General features: G+C 69.0%; 13 protein-coding genes. 7 read left to right on the plus strand and 6 right to left on the minus strand.

All coding sequences use genetic code 11. The features are described from left to right. Positions 1-6: 6 nt before the first annotated feature. The 3 genes from HKD39_RS10235 (at position 7) to HKD39_RS10245 (ending at position 3,845) form a co-directional block, all read left to right on the plus strand. Positions 7-996, plus strand: a complete 990-nt coding sequence (locus HKD39_RS10235) for a carbohydrate ABC transporter permease (protein ID WP_212754413.1) — start codon at positions 7-9, stop codon at positions 994-996. Next, on the plus strand, positions 993-1,820 hold the full coding sequence (locus HKD39_RS10240) for a carbohydrate ABC transporter permease (RefSeq protein ID WP_171199780.1): 828 nt from the start codon (positions 993-995) through the stop codon (positions 1,818-1,820). Before HKD39_RS10235 ends, HKD39_RS10240 begins: the two co-directional genes overlap by 4 nt. Positions 1,821-2,048: 228 nt before the next feature. After that, positions 2,049-3,845: a glycoside hydrolase family 43 protein gene (locus HKD39_RS10245; protein WP_171199781.1), complete on the plus strand. Its 1,797-nt coding sequence runs from the start codon at positions 2,049-2,051 to the stop codon at positions 3,843-3,845. Between the two features lie 52 nt (positions 3,846-3,897). On the opposite strand, the gene HKD39_RS10250 is transcribed toward HKD39_RS10245, so the two are convergent. The 4 genes from HKD39_RS10250 to HKD39_RS10265 form a co-directional block, all read right to left on the minus strand. After that, complete coding sequence (locus HKD39_RS10250; RefSeq protein WP_171199782.1) at positions 3,898-4,377, minus strand: GNAT family N-acetyltransferase; 480 nt, start codon at positions 4,375-4,377, stop codon at positions 3,898-3,900. Further along, positions 4,374-5,903, minus strand: a complete 1,530-nt coding sequence (gene miaB, locus HKD39_RS10255) for a tRNA (N6-isopentenyl adenosine(37)-C2)-methylthiotransferase MiaB (protein ID WP_425488442.1) — start codon at positions 5,901-5,903, stop codon at positions 4,374-4,376. Before miaB ends, HKD39_RS10250 begins: the two co-directional genes overlap by 4 nt. A 72-nt stretch (positions 5,904-5,975) precedes the next feature. Next, complete coding sequence (locus tag HKD39_RS10260) at positions 5,976-6,509, minus strand: hypothetical protein (RefSeq protein ID WP_171199783.1); 534 nt, start codon at positions 6,507-6,509, stop codon at positions 5,976-5,978. Positions 6,510-6,857: 348 nt separating this feature from the next. After that, positions 6,858-9,266 carry a sialidase family protein gene (locus HKD39_RS10265; protein WP_171199784.1) on the minus strand — a complete coding sequence of 803 codons (2,409 nt, stop codon included), beginning with the start codon at positions 9,264-9,266 and terminating at the stop codon, positions 6,858-6,860. Between the two features lie 384 nt (positions 9,267-9,650). Between HKD39_RS10265 and HKD39_RS10270 the strand changes: the two genes are divergently transcribed. The 4 genes from HKD39_RS10270 to HKD39_RS10285 all read left to right on the plus strand — a co-directional run bounded on the left by HKD39_RS10270 (position 9,651) and on the right by HKD39_RS10285 (position 13,179). Then, positions 9,651-10,379, plus strand: coding sequence for an amino acid ABC transporter ATP-binding protein (locus tag HKD39_RS10270; protein WP_171199971.1), 729 nt, complete (start codon positions 9,651-9,653; stop codon positions 10,377-10,379). A gap of 304 nt (positions 10,380-10,683) precedes the next feature. Then, positions 10,684-11,502, plus strand: coding sequence for a glutamate ABC transporter substrate-binding protein (locus HKD39_RS10275; protein WP_343074683.1), 819 nt, complete (start codon positions 10,684-10,686; stop codon positions 11,500-11,502). Between the two features lie 109 nt (positions 11,503-11,611). Then, positions 11,612-12,301 (plus strand): amino acid ABC transporter permease, encoded by a 690-nt coding sequence (locus HKD39_RS10280; protein WP_171199786.1) that lies wholly within the window; start codon positions 11,612-11,614, stop codon positions 12,299-12,301. Continuing rightward, positions 12,298-13,179 (plus strand): amino acid ABC transporter permease, encoded by an 882-nt coding sequence (locus HKD39_RS10285; RefSeq protein WP_171199787.1) that lies wholly within the window; start codon positions 12,298-12,300, stop codon positions 13,177-13,179. The genes HKD39_RS10280 and HKD39_RS10285 overlap by 4 nt, the downstream gene beginning before the upstream one ends. A gap of 47 nt (positions 13,180-13,226) precedes the next feature. Here the strand turns inward: HKD39_RS10285 and HKD39_RS10290 are convergent, their stop codons facing one another. After that, positions 13,227-14,954, minus strand: a complete 1,728-nt coding sequence (locus HKD39_RS10290; RefSeq protein WP_212754414.1) for a GTPase — start codon at positions 14,952-14,954, stop codon at positions 13,227-13,229. Continuing rightward, a complete protein-coding gene (locus tag HKD39_RS18800; protein ID WP_212754415.1) occupies positions 14,951-17,122 on the minus strand; it encodes a dynamin family protein in 2,172 nt (723 codons plus the stop codon). Before HKD39_RS18800 ends, HKD39_RS10290 begins: the two co-directional genes overlap by 4 nt. Positions 17,123-17,180 lie beyond the last annotated feature (58 nt).

Below are 17,180 nucleotides of genomic sequence, written 5' to 3' on the forward strand. Positions count from 1 at the left end.
TTGCTGATGACTTCAACAACGCAGACGACGGCGCCGGCCGGGGCTGGCATCGCCCCGGCTCCGGCCGGCGCCGCGCGGCTGAGCAAACGCCAGCTGCGCAAAATGCATAGCACCCCGAAGCACCTGCGCTCGAACCTGACCGCCTTCCTGATGATCGCCCCGCTGCTGATTCTGCTGGCGATCTTTGTGATCTGGCCGCTGGTGTACGCCTTCTACCTCTCCGGGTACGAGACCTACTACAACCGGCCGGCCGAGTTCGTCGGCCTCGACTTCTACAAGTTCGTGCTCACCGATCCGCTGTTCTGGTCGGCGCTCTGGGTCGGCCTGAAGTACTCGCTGTTGGTGGTGCCGACCATCCTGGTGCTGTCGCTGCTGCTGGCCAGCTTCATCAAGACGCTGTCCGGGAAGATGGCGGCGATTCTCAAGACGACGGTGTACGTCCCGGCGGTGGTGTCGGTGGTGCTGACCGGCCTGGTGTTCGTCTTCATGTACCAGGACTCCGGGGTGGTGAACGCCTTTGTCGGGATGTTCGGCATCGAGCCGGTCGCCTGGTTGAACAACGACTCGACGGTGCTGGCGGCGATCTCGGTGCCCGGCATCTGGCTCGGCTTCGGCATCTCCACCCTGATCATGCTGGCCGCGCTGCTCGACATCCCGGAAAGCTATTACGAGGCAGCGTCTTTGGAAGGCGCCAACTGGTTCCAGCGCACCTGGTACATCACCATCCCGATGCTGAAGAACGTCTTCCTCTACCTGCTGGTGACCGGGTTCACCCTGGCGATGCAGGAGTACCTGATCCCGTTGATCATGACCAACGGCGGCCCGGTGAATGCCACCACCACCACCAACCTGTTCATTTTCAACCAGTTCCGCGACACCTCGGCGTTCGCGTTCACCTACTCGATCACCGCCGCGCTGATCCTGTTCGTGGTGCTCGGCCTGCTGTCGCTGCTGATCTTCAAGGCCATCAAGTCGGACAAGGCGGTGGACGGATGACCGGCAAACTCCTTGCCGTCAAAGGCATCAAGTTTCTGTTCGGACTCGCCATCGTCATCACCTCGCTGTTCCCGCTGGCCTGGATGGCGGTGGCCGGCTTCAAGGGCAAGAGCGAGGTACTGCGGAGCCCTTTCCAGTTCTTCCCAGACATGTGGGACTGGACCAACTACCGGCAGATCCTTGCCGACCCGGCGTTCGTCCGCACGCTGTGGGTGACCTTCGCCGGCGCGGTGGTCTTCACGTTGCTGAGCCTTTTCATCAACTCGATGGCCGCTTACGCCTTCGCCCGGCTCGACTTCTTCTGGAAGCCGCTGTGGTGGGTGGTCGCGCTGATGCCGATGTTCGTGCCCGGCATGGCGATCCTGATTACCTCGTTCGTCGTGGTCAGCAAGCTCGGGATGCTCAATACCATTGCGGTGCTGATCATTCCGGGGCTGGCCTCATCCGGGCAGATGTTCTTCCTGCGGCAGTTCTACCTGAACACCCCGATCGCGGTCGAAGAGGCGGCGCTGATCGACGGGGCGTCGCGCTGGCAGATCTTCACCAAGATCTTCCTGCCGCAGTCGAAGGCGCCGTTCGTGGTGATGGGCTTCGGCTCGTTCCTGGCCTACTGGAACGCCTACGTGTGGCCGCTGCTCACCGTCGGCGACAACCCCAATCTGCTGCAGATGCAGGTGTACCTGGCCGGTTTCCGCTCCGAACGCGGTGACGACTGGGGCCTGCTGATGGCAGGCGGCACCATTGCCGCGCTGCCGACCATCGTCCTTGTGCTGATCTTCCAGCGCTACATCACCACCGGTGTCCGCATCGCCGGCATGAAGTAGGCCATGGCGTAGGCACCCCGCCCGGTCACCCGACTTCGACATCTTGCCGTCGCCTGCTCTTTACAACGTTGCAAATTGCCGGTTGACTCGTAGCTCGGCGACCAACGGTGGGCCTGCCCGAGGTGCATCGCTGGGTGCCGAAAGCTATCCAGATCTCGACACCGGAGTTGAGGAACCATGCACCGACACCTACGCCTGCCCCACCGACCCAGCCGTCTGATCGGGGTGTTGGCCCTGGTCATAGCCCTGACGGCGGGACTGGTCAGCGGCCCGGCGGCCGGCGCTTCGGGCGCATCGGAGGCCTCCGACGCCGGCGCGGCCGGGCGGCAGCTGCCGCCCGAGTACCGCAATCCGCTGAGGTTGACGCTCCCCGACGGGCTCACCGCGGCAAGCTGCGCCGACCCCGACGTCACTCGCGGTGAGGGCGGCGAGTGGTACCTGTATTGCACGTCCGATCGGGGCACCGACGAGCCCGGTGGGTTCGAGCCGGGGCTACTGCCGATCTACCGCTCCACCGATCTGGTCAACTGGACCTACGTCCGGGCCGCTGTCGAGAATCGCCCGTCCTATGCGGTGGCGGACGCCGGGCTGTGGGCGCCCGACATCGTCAAGGTCGGCCGCGAGTACCGCCTGTACTACGCGGTGTCCGACACCACGCTGCCCGGCGCGGGCGCCGCTGTCGGGGTCGCCGTCGGCAGTTCCCCCGCCGGCCCGTTCACGGTGTCGGACAGGCCGGTCGTCGAGCCGCAGCCGAACCCGGACAATCCACGGTTCCGGCGCAGCACCATCGACCCGGAAGTGATCGTCTCGAATGGCCAGGCCTACATGTTCTACGGCGGCTTCGGCGGCGGGATCTCCGCCCGACGGCTCTCCGCCGACGGGCTCAGCACCGACGCAGCCAGCGAGCGGCCGATCGCCATCGGCGACCGGTACGAAGGCTCCTACCTGGTCAAGCGGGGCGGCTGGTGGTACCTGATGATGTCGTCGACCAACTGCTGCAACGGTCCGCTCACCGGCTACACCGTGTTCGCCGCCCGCTCCAAGTCACTGCTCGGGCCGTACCGCGATCGGACCGGCGCATCGGTGCTGGACAGCCGGGTCGGCGGCACCCCGGTCGTCACCCAGAACGGCAACTCCTGGGTCGGCGTCGGGCACAACTCCATGGTGACCGACCTTGCCGGGCAGGACTGGATGGTCTATCACGGCATCAAGGAGGCCGATCCCTACTACCGCGGCGCTGTCGGGTACACCAAGCGCCCCGCATTGATCGATCCGGTCGACTGGGTCGGTGGCTGGCCCACCGTTCGGCGCGGCGCCGGCTCCTCGGATCGGGCCCAGCCTGGCCCGGTCACCCGCCCCGATCAACGCCAGGGTTACCGACCGCAGCCGGTGCGCGACCCGCGGCTGGGTCGCACGATCGCGGCCGACCGCTTCACCGATCCACACCTCGACGGTTGGACCTGGGTGCGCCGGCCCGACTCGTCGACCTACCGAGCCGGGAACGGGTCGCTGCGCTGGCAAACGCAGGCCGGCGATATTCAACCGCCGTCCGCCAGCCCGCTGGCATCGATCCTCACCCGCCCGGCACCGGCCGGCGACTATGCCGTGACGGCGACCGTCTCGGTGGACGTGCCGGCCGACCGCAGCGTTCACAACTTCGTGCAGGGCGGCCTGGTCATCTACAACGACGACACCAGCTACCTGAAGCTGGTGGCGGTGTCGATCGGGGTCACCAGGCAGACCGAGTTCGGCAAGCGGGTCGCGCCGCAGCCGGGATACCCGGCCTACGGCAACGCCGTCGTCGGTGTGCAGGGCGCCAGCCAGACACACCTGCGGATCGTTGCCAAGGCTTGCGGACCGGTGAGCTGCTACACCGCCTACACCAGTCCCGACGGGCATCGCTGGGTTCGCGGCGCGACCTGGCGGCAGGCGGCCACCGATCACACCAGGATCGGGCTGATCTCGATGGGCGGCACCGGATTCACCACCACCTTCAGCGACGTGCGGGTGAACGCGCTGCGCTAACAGCGTCCCGGCGCGACGCCGCGCTAACAGCGTCCCGGCGCCGACCAGCCGGTCAGCCGACCGGCCGGGTGAAGAACACGCTGTTCGGGTCTGGCCGGTAGTCGCCGAACGGTGCGCACTCAACGAACCCGGCGCGCCGGTACAGCCGCCGCGCGGCGCCGAAGTAGTCCTGGGCACCGGTCTCCAGGCTCACCCGCGTCATACCGGCCGCTGCGGCCTGCGCCAGCAGCCGGGTCAGCACGGCGGCGGCGACGCCCTGTCCGCGGGCGGCGGCCGTGGTGCGCATCGATTTCAGCTCGCCATGATCGGCCGAAAGACGTTTCAGCGCACCAATTCCCAGCAACACGCCGGCCCGGCGCGCGGACAGGAACACCATGCCGTCGCCGACCAGAGCTTCCGGCTGCAGCGCGTGCACGCTGCACGCCGGCGAGGTGGCATGCATGTCGGCCAGGTGCTCGGTCAGCAGACCCAGCACGTCGGCGCGGAGCGGGTCGTCGAGATCGATCCGAAGCTCAGCGGACGGAGCCGTCATCGGCAGGACGCCGCGGGGGCGACGGCAGCGGACCGGCCGATACCGGGCATGCCGAGCCCGACCCCTGGCGTCTTGGGCCGCTCCCCTGCTTCGGTCTTGTCGCCCGCCCGGGTGCGGCGGTGCCCGGTGAGTTCGCCGTCGGCGATCAGGTGGTGCGGGGCGGCGCCGGTGACGAAGGTGGTGACCACGTCGCCGGGGCGGATGGCGGTCTGCACCGCTGGGCCGGTCGGGGCGAAGTGCACCAGCCGACCGTCGCGGGCGCGGCCGCTCATCCGCTCGGTGGCGGCGTCCTTGCGGCCCTCCCCCGCGGCCACCAACAGCTCGACCTCACTGCCGATCAGTGCCCGGTTGCCGGCCCACGCCGACTCCTCGACCACCTCGATCAGCCGGCCGTAGCGCTCGCGCACCACCTCCGGCGGCACCTGGTCGGGCAGCGACGCGGCGGGCGTGCCCGGCCGCGGCGAGTACTGGAAGGTGAACGCGGCGGAGAACTGCGAACGCCTTACCGCGTCAAGGGTTTGCTCAAAATCCTCATCGGTTTCGCCGGGGAACCCGACGATGATGTCGGTGGTGATCGCCGCGTCCGGCATGGCGGCGCGCACCTCGTCGAGGATGCCGTAGTACTTCGTCATCCGATACGACCGGCGCATGGCTTTCAGCACCCGGTCGGAGCCGGACTGCAGCGGCATGTGCAGCTGGTGGCAGACGTTCGGTGTCTGGGCCATCGCGGCGATCACATCGCTGGTGAAGTCTTTCGGGTGCGGCGAGGTGAACCGGACCCGCTCCAGCGAGTCGATGTCGCCGCAGGCCCGGAGCAGCTTGCCGAAGGCCTGCCGGTCGCCGAACTCCACACCGTAGGAGTTCACGTTCTGCCCGAGCAGCGTCACCTCGAGAACGCCGTCGTCGGCGAGCATCTGCACCTCGGCCAGCACGTCGCCGGGACGCCGGTCGGCCTCCTTGCCGCGCAACGACGGCACGATGCAGAACGTGCAGGTGTTGTTGCAGCCCACCGAGATCGACACCCACCCCGAGTAGGCGTTGTCGCGCCGGGCCGGCAGCGTCGACGGGAAAATCTCGAGCGACTCGAGGATTTCCACCTCGGCGCTGCGGTTGTGCCTGGCCCGCTCCAGCAGCGTCGGCAGCGAACCGACGTTGTGGGTGCCGAACACCACGTCAACCCACGGCGCCCGGCGCACGATGTCGCCCCTGTCCTTCTGGGCGAGGCAGCCACCGACGGCGATCTGCATGTCGGGGTTGGCCTGCTTGGCCGGCGCCAGGTGCCCGAGGTTGCCGTACAGCTTGTTGTCGGCGTTCTCCCGGACCGCGCAGGTGTTGAACACCACCACGTCGGCGTCCGCGCCCGGGTCGGCGGCCTGGTAGCCGGCGTCCTCCAGCAGACCGGCCAGCCGCTCGGAATCGTGCACGTTCATCTGGCAGCCGTAGGTGCGCACCTGGAAGGTGCGTCGGCGTCCGCTGCCGGTCGGTGGCACCGGCGCTGGGGCTACGGGGGTTACCGCTGAAGTCACGCCCTTGAGGTTACTCACCGCCCGGGCATGTCGCGGCCACCGAACACCGCGTCAACGGCGAGGACGTGACCGTCATTGCCCCTTCAGCGCAGCGTCGCGGATCGCCGCCGCAACCGTCGGCAACGGGACAACCTGGAGACTCCCAGCGCCGTTGTCGGATGCTGTCCAATTGGCCAACGCTCCGCCGGCGGTGCCCGCTGCCAGTACCTTGCGGTCTCCCGCTGCTCTTGCGGTGAGACCCTTGGCGCTGATGCACGCCATGCCGAAAGTGGCGGTGTCGCGTTCAGCGGGAACACCGTAAATGACTGTCGTGTATCCGGGGAGGTAGGTGGTTGTGACAATAAAGATTCCCCGCCCATCCGCTGCGGTGAAAACGTTCGGCTGCGTTCCCACCGACGTGCCACCGGCCGTCCCGCCCTCGATCCACACCGATCGGGGCTGAGCGCTCGACATTTTGCCCGCAATGACGGTTTGCGGTTTCAGTTCGAACTCGCTCGCCACTGTTCGCGTGCCGTCAGCAAGCGTGATTTCCTCGGACTTGTTCCGTGGCGAGAGTGTGCCAAGAACGGCGATTGCCCCCGGCTCCGCCGTGAACTGGCTCGACATCTGGGATTGAAACGTCTGGCTGCTGCATGAGGCGCTGCCGACTCTCGTCGTCGTCGCAGCCGAGTTCGAGTTCCCGGCGCCGCAGCCGGAGATCATGACGGCCAGCGCCAGCCCAACACCGGCGGCGTAATCCCGAGGCCCGACAGTCCGCCGATGGCACAACCTTTGCACGGCCGCTCCCTCGGTGGACGATGGCGTCACACTTCGCCAGCCCCAGCGTGGCCTCGGTGCCCAATCGGAGACAAGGAAAGATCAGTAACGATGTGATCTCGCGCCCGTCACCGTCGCTGCCGGTGCGGCGCCCGCCCGCCGGAAGGACGGTCCGGGCGCCGGCCGGCGCCACGCGCCTCAGCCGATCGACACGTTGTCCAGGTAGTACGAGCTGCCGGTGAACCCGGTACCGACCGAGCCGAAGCTCACCGAGCTGAGCTTGCTGAGCTGCTCCTGCGGCTGGGTCAGCCGGAAGGTCTGGCTGCCGAAGGTGAGGGTGCCGCCGGTGGTGCTCACGTCCAGCTTCAGGTTGCGCCACTGGCCCTGCACCGGCGGGTCGGTCAGGGTGCCGAGCAGGTTCCACTTGCCGCCGTCCCACCAGCTGATGCTCTTGCCCGGCAGGTTCAGGTGCAGGTGGTAGGCCCGGCCGGCGCTGCCGTCGGCCTTGGTGCCGTTGATGTCGATCAGCATGCCGCCGTTGATGGTCATCCCGGCGACGTCGGTCTGCACGCTCACCGAGTCCCTCGCGCCGAACGGCCGGGTGGCCAGTGCCAGCGCCGCGCTGTCGTGGTCGAGCAGCCGCAGCGCGCGCCGGCTTCCGAGCCCGGCCTGCCGCTGGTTGGCCATGCTGGGGACGTAGTCGACGACGGTGGCGTGCACCGAGTCCACCCAGCCGCGCGGCACCGCGTTCACCGGGTCGTTCTCGAAGGTTTGCGCGTCGGCGCGGTACACCTCCAGTTCGGTGACGCCGGTCAGGGTGCCGCCGGCCGGTGCCAGCACCCGGACGTACTTGGCCTGCTGAACGGCAAAATCCTGATAGCGCAACGAGAAGTCCACCCGTTTGCTCGCGGTGATCACCGGCGCGCCCCAGGTCTTGCCGTCCGGCGAGAGCTGCACCACCGCGTCCTGGGCGACGCCGGCGGCCAGCATCAGCCCGATCCGGTTGATCGGGTAGCTGCGGTCCAGTTCGAGGGTGAGCTGCGCTGGATCACGCGAGATCGGCTTGAGCTTGGCGGCGGCGAACCGCTGGCTGCTGCCGTCCACCGCGCCGCTGGGACGGGTCTGCGGGAACTGCACAGCGGTGCGATCGAAGGTGCCGGTGAGCTTGGCCTTGCCCTGCGCCACCATGCTGGTCAGATCCAGCTTGCCGACGTTGGGTCCGACCGCGTCGATGGTGCGGGCCCAGACGCCGTACTGCTCACCCTGCTCCTGACAACCCCAGGCTGCGCACAGGTCGCCGGCCACCAGCGAGCGGCTGCCGTCCAGCGACACCATGGTGGTGTTACCGGACGAACCGTGGGTCCAGTAACCGTCGGCAGGCCGGTTCTCGAACAGTTGCTTCGGGTCCGACCAGTCGTCGCCCTTGCCGTCTGCACTGATCAGCATGTTGTTGTCGGGACGGCCGAACGCCAACACCAGAATCCCGTTGGGCTGCAACACGATCGACGGCTCGATCGCGGCGTCGACGGTGTCGGTGGGCGCGGCGATCTTGACCGGCTTCGTCCAGGTCTTGCCGTCGTCGGACGAGTACGCCTGCAGCAGCCCGTCGGACTGCGGGCTGGCGCGCAGAATGGCGATCAGCCGCCCGTCGACGGTGCGGGCCATGCCGACCTCGTTAGTGGTGTGGCCGGCGACCGGGGTGTTGATGGAGCCGCGCACCGTCCAGGTGGCGCCGGCGTCCTTACTCTGCAGGATCACCGAACGCCCCGCCGGGTCACCGGTGAGCCGGGTGTACGCGGCGGTGATGATGGTGCCGTCCGGCAGCTGCTCGGTGCCCTTGTGCAGCCGCATGCCGCGGTCGAACAACGACTGCGAGACATTCTTGCCGTCGGTCGGGACGAACCGGCCGAGCCGCTCGACGAACGTCTTGCCGCCGCCGGTGGACACCTGGCTGACGATGTCCAGCTGGGTGCGCGCCGCATCGGTCCAGCGCGGGATGAACTGCGGCGCCAGCAGCGATCCGTCGGCCAGCTGCACCAGCGACTGCGGCGCCATGTTCGTTTTGCGGTAGTCCGAGAAGGTCTTCGCGCCGTCATGCGAGACGATCAGCTTGTTGTCGGAGTCGGCGGCAGCGACGTCGGCGTTCTGGGCGGCGGCCAGAAACACCTGCGGCACCCGCTGCGGCTGCTCACCGGGGTTCACCACCCCCACCGTGTCCACCACGGCCATATGCGGGTTGGTGGCCTGGGTGCCGGCCGCCGGCGAGTACGGGTAGTACACGCTGCCCAACCCCACCGCTGAGCCCTGCGGGTCGCCGCCGGACTCGGGGGTGGCGGCCTGGACGCCGGGCCCGCCAGGGAGTACCGCGAGGGTGGCGCCGCCGACAATGAGCACGCTCAGCGCGGCCAACCGGGCCCGGCCGCGGGCCGCGGCATGCCGGCGACGCTGCGTCACCGCCGCGCGATGCCGGCCGGGGCGGTGCGGCACCGAGGCCGGTGCGAGTGCCGAAACCGGTGCGGTTGCCAAAGCCGGTGCCGGCGCCGGCGCGGACCGGACAGCGGAGGCGAAGGACGGGTCGGTGTGCTGTCTGCGCACGTCGTCGGGCATACCAGCGGCTCCTCGGAACCTGGTCGGGACAGATGCGAAACACGATTCCACGATTGCGGCGCTGGCACCACCCCAGCGCCGTAGCCGCCGCCGGAACCGGACGGCATGCCATATCGATTCCGTAAAACCTGGCGGGCGTGACGAGCGTGCGGGCCGTCGAGTGTGGGAAGCTCGCCTATCGCCGCTGCCCGAACGCTGCCCGGTGCCGACCGGTGATGCCTACTTCAGGTGTGTGGTCGCGCCCGTACGACGAAAGGTGACTGAGTGTCCAGTCCCGCATCCGTTCCCGACCGGCCGGCCGCCGAGCTCAACCTTGGTGAGCAGGTCACGATCAACAAACCGGCGACCACCAGCGATACCCGCGGCGGCGCCGACAGCTCGGTGATGATCGGCATGTACGACGTGCAGAAGCACTTCGGCGATCTGCACGTGCTCAAGGACATCAACCTGCAAGTGCCCAGCGGGCAGGTGGTGGTGGTGCTCGGCCCGTCCGGATCCGGCAAGTCGACGCTGTGCCGCACCATCAACCGGCTGGAGCCCATCGACTCGGGGCGCATCGAGATCGACGGCGTCGAACTCCCCGCCGAGGGCAAGGCGCTGGCCCGGCTGCGGGCCGACGTCGGCATGGTGTTCCAGAGCTTCAACCTGTTCGCCCACAAGACCATCCTGGACAACGTCACGCTCGGACCGATCAAGGTCAAGGGCATGCGCAAGGCCGAGGCCGACAAGCTCGGCATGCAGCTACTGGAGCGCGTCGGCATCGCCAGCCAGCGGGACAAGCTGCCGGCCCAGCTGTCCGGCGGCCAGCAGCAGCGCGTCGCCATCGCCAGGGCGCTGGCGATGCAGCCGAAGGTGATGTTGTTCGACGAGCCCACCTCGGCCCTCGACCCGGAAATGGTGCAGGAGGTACTCGACGTGATGACCTCGCTGGCCAAGGAGGGCATGACGATGCTGGTGGTGACCCACGAGATGGGGTTCGCCCGGCGCGCCGCCGACCGGGTGCTGTTCATGTCGGACGGCGAGATCGTCGAGGACGCCGAGCCCGACGCCTTCTTCGACAACCCACAGTCCAACCGTGCCAAGGACTTTCTCGGGAAGATCCTGTCGCACTGATCGTGCCTACCCGAAAGGCCGGCCGGGAAATCCCCGTCCGGCACCGCCATTCGAAAGGAATGACGACATGAAGTACGGAAAACTCTCCGCAGCGCTCGCCGCGGGTGCCGCGGCGCTGCTGACGCTGTCGGCGTGCGGCAGCGGCAGCGATGCCGGCGCCAGTGTCAGCGACGCCGTCAACAACGCCACCAGCGTTGTCGGCGGCGCCGTCAATACCGCCACCAGCGTCGCCGGCGGCGCCGTCAATACCGCCACCAGCGCTGCCGGTGGAGCGATCAACACCGCCACCAGCGCGGCCGGCTCGATGGCCGACAAGGCCACCAGCGCGGCCGGTTCGGCCATGAACAACGCCACCGGCGGCGGCGATCCCAGCAAGTCCAAGGTGCTGAACGATGCCAAGGGCGGCAAGCTCACCATCGGCATCAAGTTCGATCAGCCCGGCCTCGGCGTGAAGAACCCTGACGGCTCGTTCTCCGGCTTCGACGTCGACGTCGCCAAGTACGTCGCCAAGAAGCTCGGCGTGCCGGAGACCGGCATCACCTTTGTCGAGACCAAGTCCGCCGAGCGCGAGGACAAGATCAGCAAGGGCGAGGTCGACTACATCGTCGGCACCTACTCGATCACCGACGAGCGCAAGCAGAAGGTGAACTTCGCCGGGCCGTACTTCATCGCCCACCAGGATCTGCTGGTGAAGGCCGACAACACCGACATCACCGGGCCCGAGGCGCTGAACGGCAAGATCCTGTGCTCCGTCACCGGGTCAACGCCGGCGCAGAAGGTGAAGAAGGACTACTCGCAGCAGGTGGAGCTGCAGGAGTTCGGCACCTACACCGAGTGTGTCGAGCAGCTCAAGTCCGGCGTTGTCGATGCCGTCACCACCGACGACGTGATCCTGGCCGGCTACGCCGCGCAAGATCCCGGCCAGTTCAAGCTGGTCGGCAAGGGCTTCTCGGACGAGAACTACGGCATCGGCCTGCAGAAGGACGACACCGCGGGTACCGACGCCATCACCACCGCGCTGAAGGACATGGTGAAGGACGGTTCCTGGAAGGCCGCGCTCGACAAGAACGTCGGGCCGTCCGGTTACAAGATCCCGGAGCCCCCGGCCAACCTGACTTCGTGATCTGACGGCAGGGGCGCGGCGACATGGTCGCCGCGCCCCTGCTGATGTCTTGCCCCAGGTTCACCTCTGAGCAGGTTCACCTCCCCACCCAACGGAAGGATGGCCGTCGATGGACTTCAGCTTCCTGAGCGACGATCGCTACGACTTCCTCGGCGCGTTCTGGATGAACGTCCAGCTGACGTTCTGGTCGGCGATCGGAGCGTTGATCCTCGGCACCGTGCTGGCGGCCATGCGGGTCAGCCCGGTGCCGCTGATGCGGGCCACGTCGACGGTGTACGTCAACGTGGTGCGGAACATCCCGCTGACGGTCATCATCATCATGATGTCGCAGGTGCTGTACACCCAGCTCGGCGTGCAGCTGGCCACCCGCGGTGAGCGAGGATTCCTCGCCACCAACAACTTCCGGCTCGCGGTACTCGGATTCGTCTTGTACACAGCATGTTTCGTGGCCGAGGCGATCCGCTCCGGCATCAACACGGTGCCGCCCGGGCAGGCCGAGGCGGCCAGGGCCATCGGGCTGCGGTTCACCCAGGTGCTGTGGTTGATCGTGCTGCCGCAGGCATTCCGGTCGGTGATCGCACCGCTGGCGAACGTGCTGATAGCGCTGATAAAGAACACCACCATCGCCTCGGCGATCGGCGTTGCCGAGGCCGCGCTGTTGATGAACACCCTGGTGGAGAACGAGGCAGACAAGTACATGGCCGTGTTCCTCACCATTGCCGTCGGGTTCATCATCCTCACCCTGCCGGTGGGTCTGCTGCTCGGCTGGGTGGCCAAGAAAGCGGCGGTGAAACGATGAGCAATCTCGCGGTCCTTTACGACCATCCCGGCCCGAAGGCCAAGCGCCGCAACCTCATTGCCTCGATCATCTTCGGCTTGCTGTTGATCGGCCTTGCCGTCTGGGTGTGGGTGATTCTGGACGGCAAGGGCCAGGTCGGGGCCGGCAGCGGTGAGCGCTGGAAGCCGCTGATCAACGCCGACAACTGGAAGACCTACCTGCTGCCCGGCCTGTGGAACACCATCAGGGCGGCGCTGGTCGCCGTGGTGATCTCGGTGGTGTTCGGCGCGATCTTCGGTATTGCCAGGCTGTCCGACCACGCCTGGGTGCGCTGGATCGCCTCGGTTGTTGTCGAGTTCTTCCGGGCCATCCCGGTCATCATCCTGATGGTGTTCGCCTACACCTTCTGGAACCAGGTGTTCGGCACCTCCAACCCGTTCGCCGCGGTGGTGATCGGCCTGGTGCTCTACAACGGCTCGGTGCTGGCGGAGGTGTTCAGGGCCGGCATCCTGTCGCTGCCGAACGGGCAGACCGAGGCGTCCAAGGCGATCGGCCTGCGCAAGACCCAGATGATGATGTCGGTGCTGCTGCCACAGGCCATCACCGCAATGCTGCCGGCCACTGTCAGCCAGCTGGTGGTGATCGTCAAGGACACCGCACTCGGTGGTCTGCTGATCGTCGGCTACACCGAACTGCGCCGCGTCGCCGGCACCTCGGCAAGCTACTACCGCAACCTGCTGCCCACCTACGTGCTGCTGTGCGTCATCTACCTGGTGCTGAACCTGCTGCTGGTGTGGGCGGCATCGGCGCTGGAGAAGCGGATGCGGGTGGGGCGCAAGGGTCGCCGCACCGCGGCACCGAAGGTGGACCTGCGGCAGGACTTCGGGCAGAACGTCTGAGCCTGAGTGCGGGTCTCGGGTGCAGGTCTGGAATGCAGCCGGGGCACTCAGCCGGCGGCTTCGGCGAGCGCCGCGCGCACCTGCCGGTAGTCGTCCAGTACCTGCGCGACCGGAGCCAGCACCCGTTGCTGCGCAAAGCCTTCCAGTCGTTGCTGCAAGACGCGCTCGGCGCGGTCCCGGCGCCGCCTGGCACCCACCCCGATCAGCGGGCGGCAGATCGCCGCGGTGAGCAGCCCGGCTATCGCTCCCCCGGCCAGCAACACCGTCGGCCACGGCAGCGGCCCGAGGTAAGGGGTATCCGGCTGCGGCATCTTCAGCCAGCCGAGCACCATCAGCACCACCAGCCAGACCAGCCCGGCCGCCGCCGCGGCGGCGAACAGCCACTGCAGCAGCCCAACCAGCCGCCACCACAGCGGCCGGCGCAGGCCGAGGTCGGTGCCGGCCACCACCCGGTCCAGACCGTCCAGAACGTCGGACTGCGGCGGCCGCGCGGCCCGCTGCACGGCGCCGGCCCAGCGCGGTGGCAGCCCGGCAGCGGCGGTGTCACCCACCCGCCGGCCGGCCAGCTCCAGTTCGGCCAGCGCCGCCTCGCTGGGCGGCGGCAGCGAACTGCGGGCGGGGGTGGCCGGCGCGGGCTCGCCGTCGGCCCTCGGCTGCTGGGTGACGGCGCCGAACACGCCGGCGAGTTGCCCGGTCGGGCCCAACCGCAGCCGCCGCAACGGATCAGGACGGAAGCGCCGCAGCCATCTGGTGAACGGCCAGCCCACCGCGCCGGTGGCGTCGCGCCGGTAGCCGGCCTCCACCGCGGCGAGCACCGTCGGCACCCCGGCGGCGTTGCCCAGCGCCCGGCTGAACCCGGCGTCCTGGGCGACCCTGGCCACGTTCACCGGCTCCGCACCACGCCGGCGTTCCCGGCCGGCGTCGGTGGACCCGGCCAACTGCCGCGCGGCGGTCCGAACGTCGGCGGAAAGCCGTTGCAGGGTCGCGGTTCTGCTGGACACCACCCCGCCCAGCGCCGCCCGCAGCTCAGCGATGCCGGCGCCGGTGACGGCCGACACCGGCAGCACCGTGGCGTTCGGCAGCCCGTCGGCGCGCAGCAGCCCGGTGAGGTCTTTCAGGCAGGCCTGCAACTCGTCAGGGGTGAGCCGGTCGGCCTGGTTCAGCACCACGATGGTCACCGCATCGTGCCCGGCGAGCGGCTGCAGGTAGCGGCGGTGCAGCGCCGCATCGGCGTACTTCTGCGGGTCGGTGACCCAGCAGAACGCATCGACCAGCTCGATCAGCCGTTCCGCCTCCGCCCGGTTGGCGGCCTCGGTGGAGTCGTGGTCCGGCAGATCGAGCAGCACCAGCCCGGCGAGCGCAGGGTCAGCGCGGTCCGCCGGCACCTGATGCCAGGTCGGCACCTGCAGCCACCGCAGCAGCGCGGACGGATCGCTGACCGGACCGTCCGGCTCGCCCTGCGGCGGCCACAGCACGGCGCTGGCCACCGAGGTGATGGGCCGACGGATGCCGACCTGCGACAGCGGCGCGCCGGCAATCGCGTTGAACAGACTGGACTTTCCGCTACCGGTGGCACCGGCGAGCGCCGCAACGGTCCGGTCGCCGGTCAGCGCGAGTCGCGCGGCCGCCTTGTCGACCAGCCGCCGGGCGGCATCGGCCGGCCCCGGCTCCAGTCGGTCCCCACCCAGTTGCACGGCGGTCTGCAGCGCGGCCATCCGGCGCTGCAGACCGGCGATGTCGATGTCGCCAGCTGACCGCCTGCGGCTGAACATCATCGGCCGGTACCGCCCTCGCCGGGTGCGGCGGCGTTCGGACCGGGCTCGGACCTGCTGCGCCGGAACCAGCGGCGCCGCGGCCGCTGCGGCTCCGGCGCAGGGGCGGGCGTCCGGTCCGGTGGCCGGTAGCCGCCGCCGATGCCGGCCAGCAGACTCCGGTCCCCGGCTCCGCTGCCGGTGTCGGTGCCTGCGGTGGGCTCGGCCGGGAGGCTGCTGGCGAGCTGGCGGGCAATGTCGTCGGCGGCGCCGCGCAGGCTCGAAGCCGTTGGGCCGGAACCGATCCGGGTCAACACGGTGTCGAGCCGGGTGCGGTCGATCGCCAAGATCTGGTCGGCGCGGTCGGACAGGTCCTTGCGGGCGGACTGGACAAGGGTGCGCACCGCCTGATCACCGAACACCGCCTCCAGCAGGCGCTGCGCCAACACCGCGGTGCCGCCGGCGATGCCGATCTCGGCGCCGGACAGGCCGGCGGTCTGCGAGAAGGTGACCAGCATCAGCGCGACGCCGGTGCCGTTGACGCCGTAGGAGAGAATCCTTGCCGCGGTGCGCTTTTCCTTACCCTCGTCGCTGACCATGGCGAAGACGTCGGCCTGCCAGTCGCGGACCGTGCGCGACACCCGTTCCAGCAAACCCGGTGCCGTCCTTGCGATATCGGGGTGTGCCGCGAGCACGCTCGCCCCGCCGGGCAGCTGCTGCCAGCGGCGGGCCACCTCGTCGGCGGCCAGCTCGGCCTGCCCGGCGATCAGCTGCTCCACCCCGGACTGCAGCGCCTGCCCGACCTCTTCGGCCTGCCGGGGTTTGCCGGTGACGGCCGACACGATCCGGTCGCGGATCCGGCCGATCCTTGATTCAAGGTTCCGCATGAACTCGCCGGTGCCGAGGAACTCCTGCCAGCGCGCCAGGACCTCGGTCCGCAGCAACGAGCCGTCGGCCAGTCCCTGCGAAATGCGTTGCTGGGCTACGGTGTAGACCTCGTCGACCTGGGCGCCCAGCGCGGCAACGGCCTGCTGCTGGTGGTCCACCGCACCAGCCAGCTCGCGGGCCCGCCGGCTCAGCGCCTCCACCGCCCCGGACAGCGTCTGCCGGACCACGGCCTGCCGGGTGACGGCGTCGTGAGCCAGCGCGCCGAGCCAGTTCTTGAGTGGCTGCACGGCCGGTGGCGGCAGCAGACCCTGTTCGTTGGGCGCGGTCTCCGGCACAACGAACAGGGGTGACCCACCCAGCCCACGCTCGGCCATCATGGCGTGCAGGTGCCCGGCCACCTCGTCGACGGCGTCGGGTGGCACCCGATCGAGCACCAGCGCGACGGCCGCCTGCCGGGCGGCGGCGCCGGCGAGGAAGTCCCACGGCACCGCGTCGGCGTAGCGCGCGGCGGTGGTGACGAACACCCACAGGTCGGCGGCGGCGAGCAGTTGGCTGGCCAGCGCCCTGTTGCTCTCCACCACGCTGTCGATGTCGGGGGCGTCCAGCAGGGCCAGCCCGGGCGGCACCGCCTCGGTCGGGATCAGCTGCAGCGCGGTGATCGGCGCGTCCGCGGCCAGCTCGACCGGAAAACTGGACCTGGCCAACGACGGCAGGATGCGCGCCCGGCCGCCCGCCGTTGCGCCGGCCGGCCCGCCTGGCCCGGCCCGGTCGGGTGCACTTCGAGCCGGCGCCTTCTCGAGCTGAGCGCCCGCTGGCTGTGGGTTCGCTGTCTGTGCGTTCTGCTGCTGCGGTGCCGGCCGCCGCGGCGCCTGCTGCTGATGCTTCGGATCCGGCGCGCCGCCCTGGTCCGCCGGTGCCGTGCGGATCTCGGCGAAATAGCCGGTGTCGGCCGGGTGGTGCACCAGCACGGGCGCTCTGGTGGTCGGCCGGATCACCGACGAGCGGCTCGCCGGGAAGCCCAGCAGCGAATTGACCAGCGTCGATTTACCGGCCCCGGTGGAACCGCCGACCACCGCGAGCAGCGGCGCGTCCACCGATTCCAGGCGCGGCAGCACATAGTCGTCCAGCTGCGCGAGCATCGCCTGGCGCTCGGCGCGGGCCGGTCCGGATCCGGACAGGTTGAGCGGAAAGTCCAACTCCCCCAGCACGGTTCGCAGCTGCTGCAGGCTGCCGAGCAGTGTTCCGCCCGGCGCGGCCAACGGGATCGGCCCGGTGGTGGCGTCACCGGTATGTGGAGTAGTCATGGCCTGAACAGATTGCCGTGCCGAGCCCGGCCGCGCCATTCCGCCACGCCACGCGGAA

Source organism: Nakamurella aerolata (assembly GCF_013002705.1).
GTDB lineage: Bacteria > Actinomycetota > Actinomycetes > Mycobacteriales > Nakamurellaceae > Nakamurella > Nakamurella aerolata.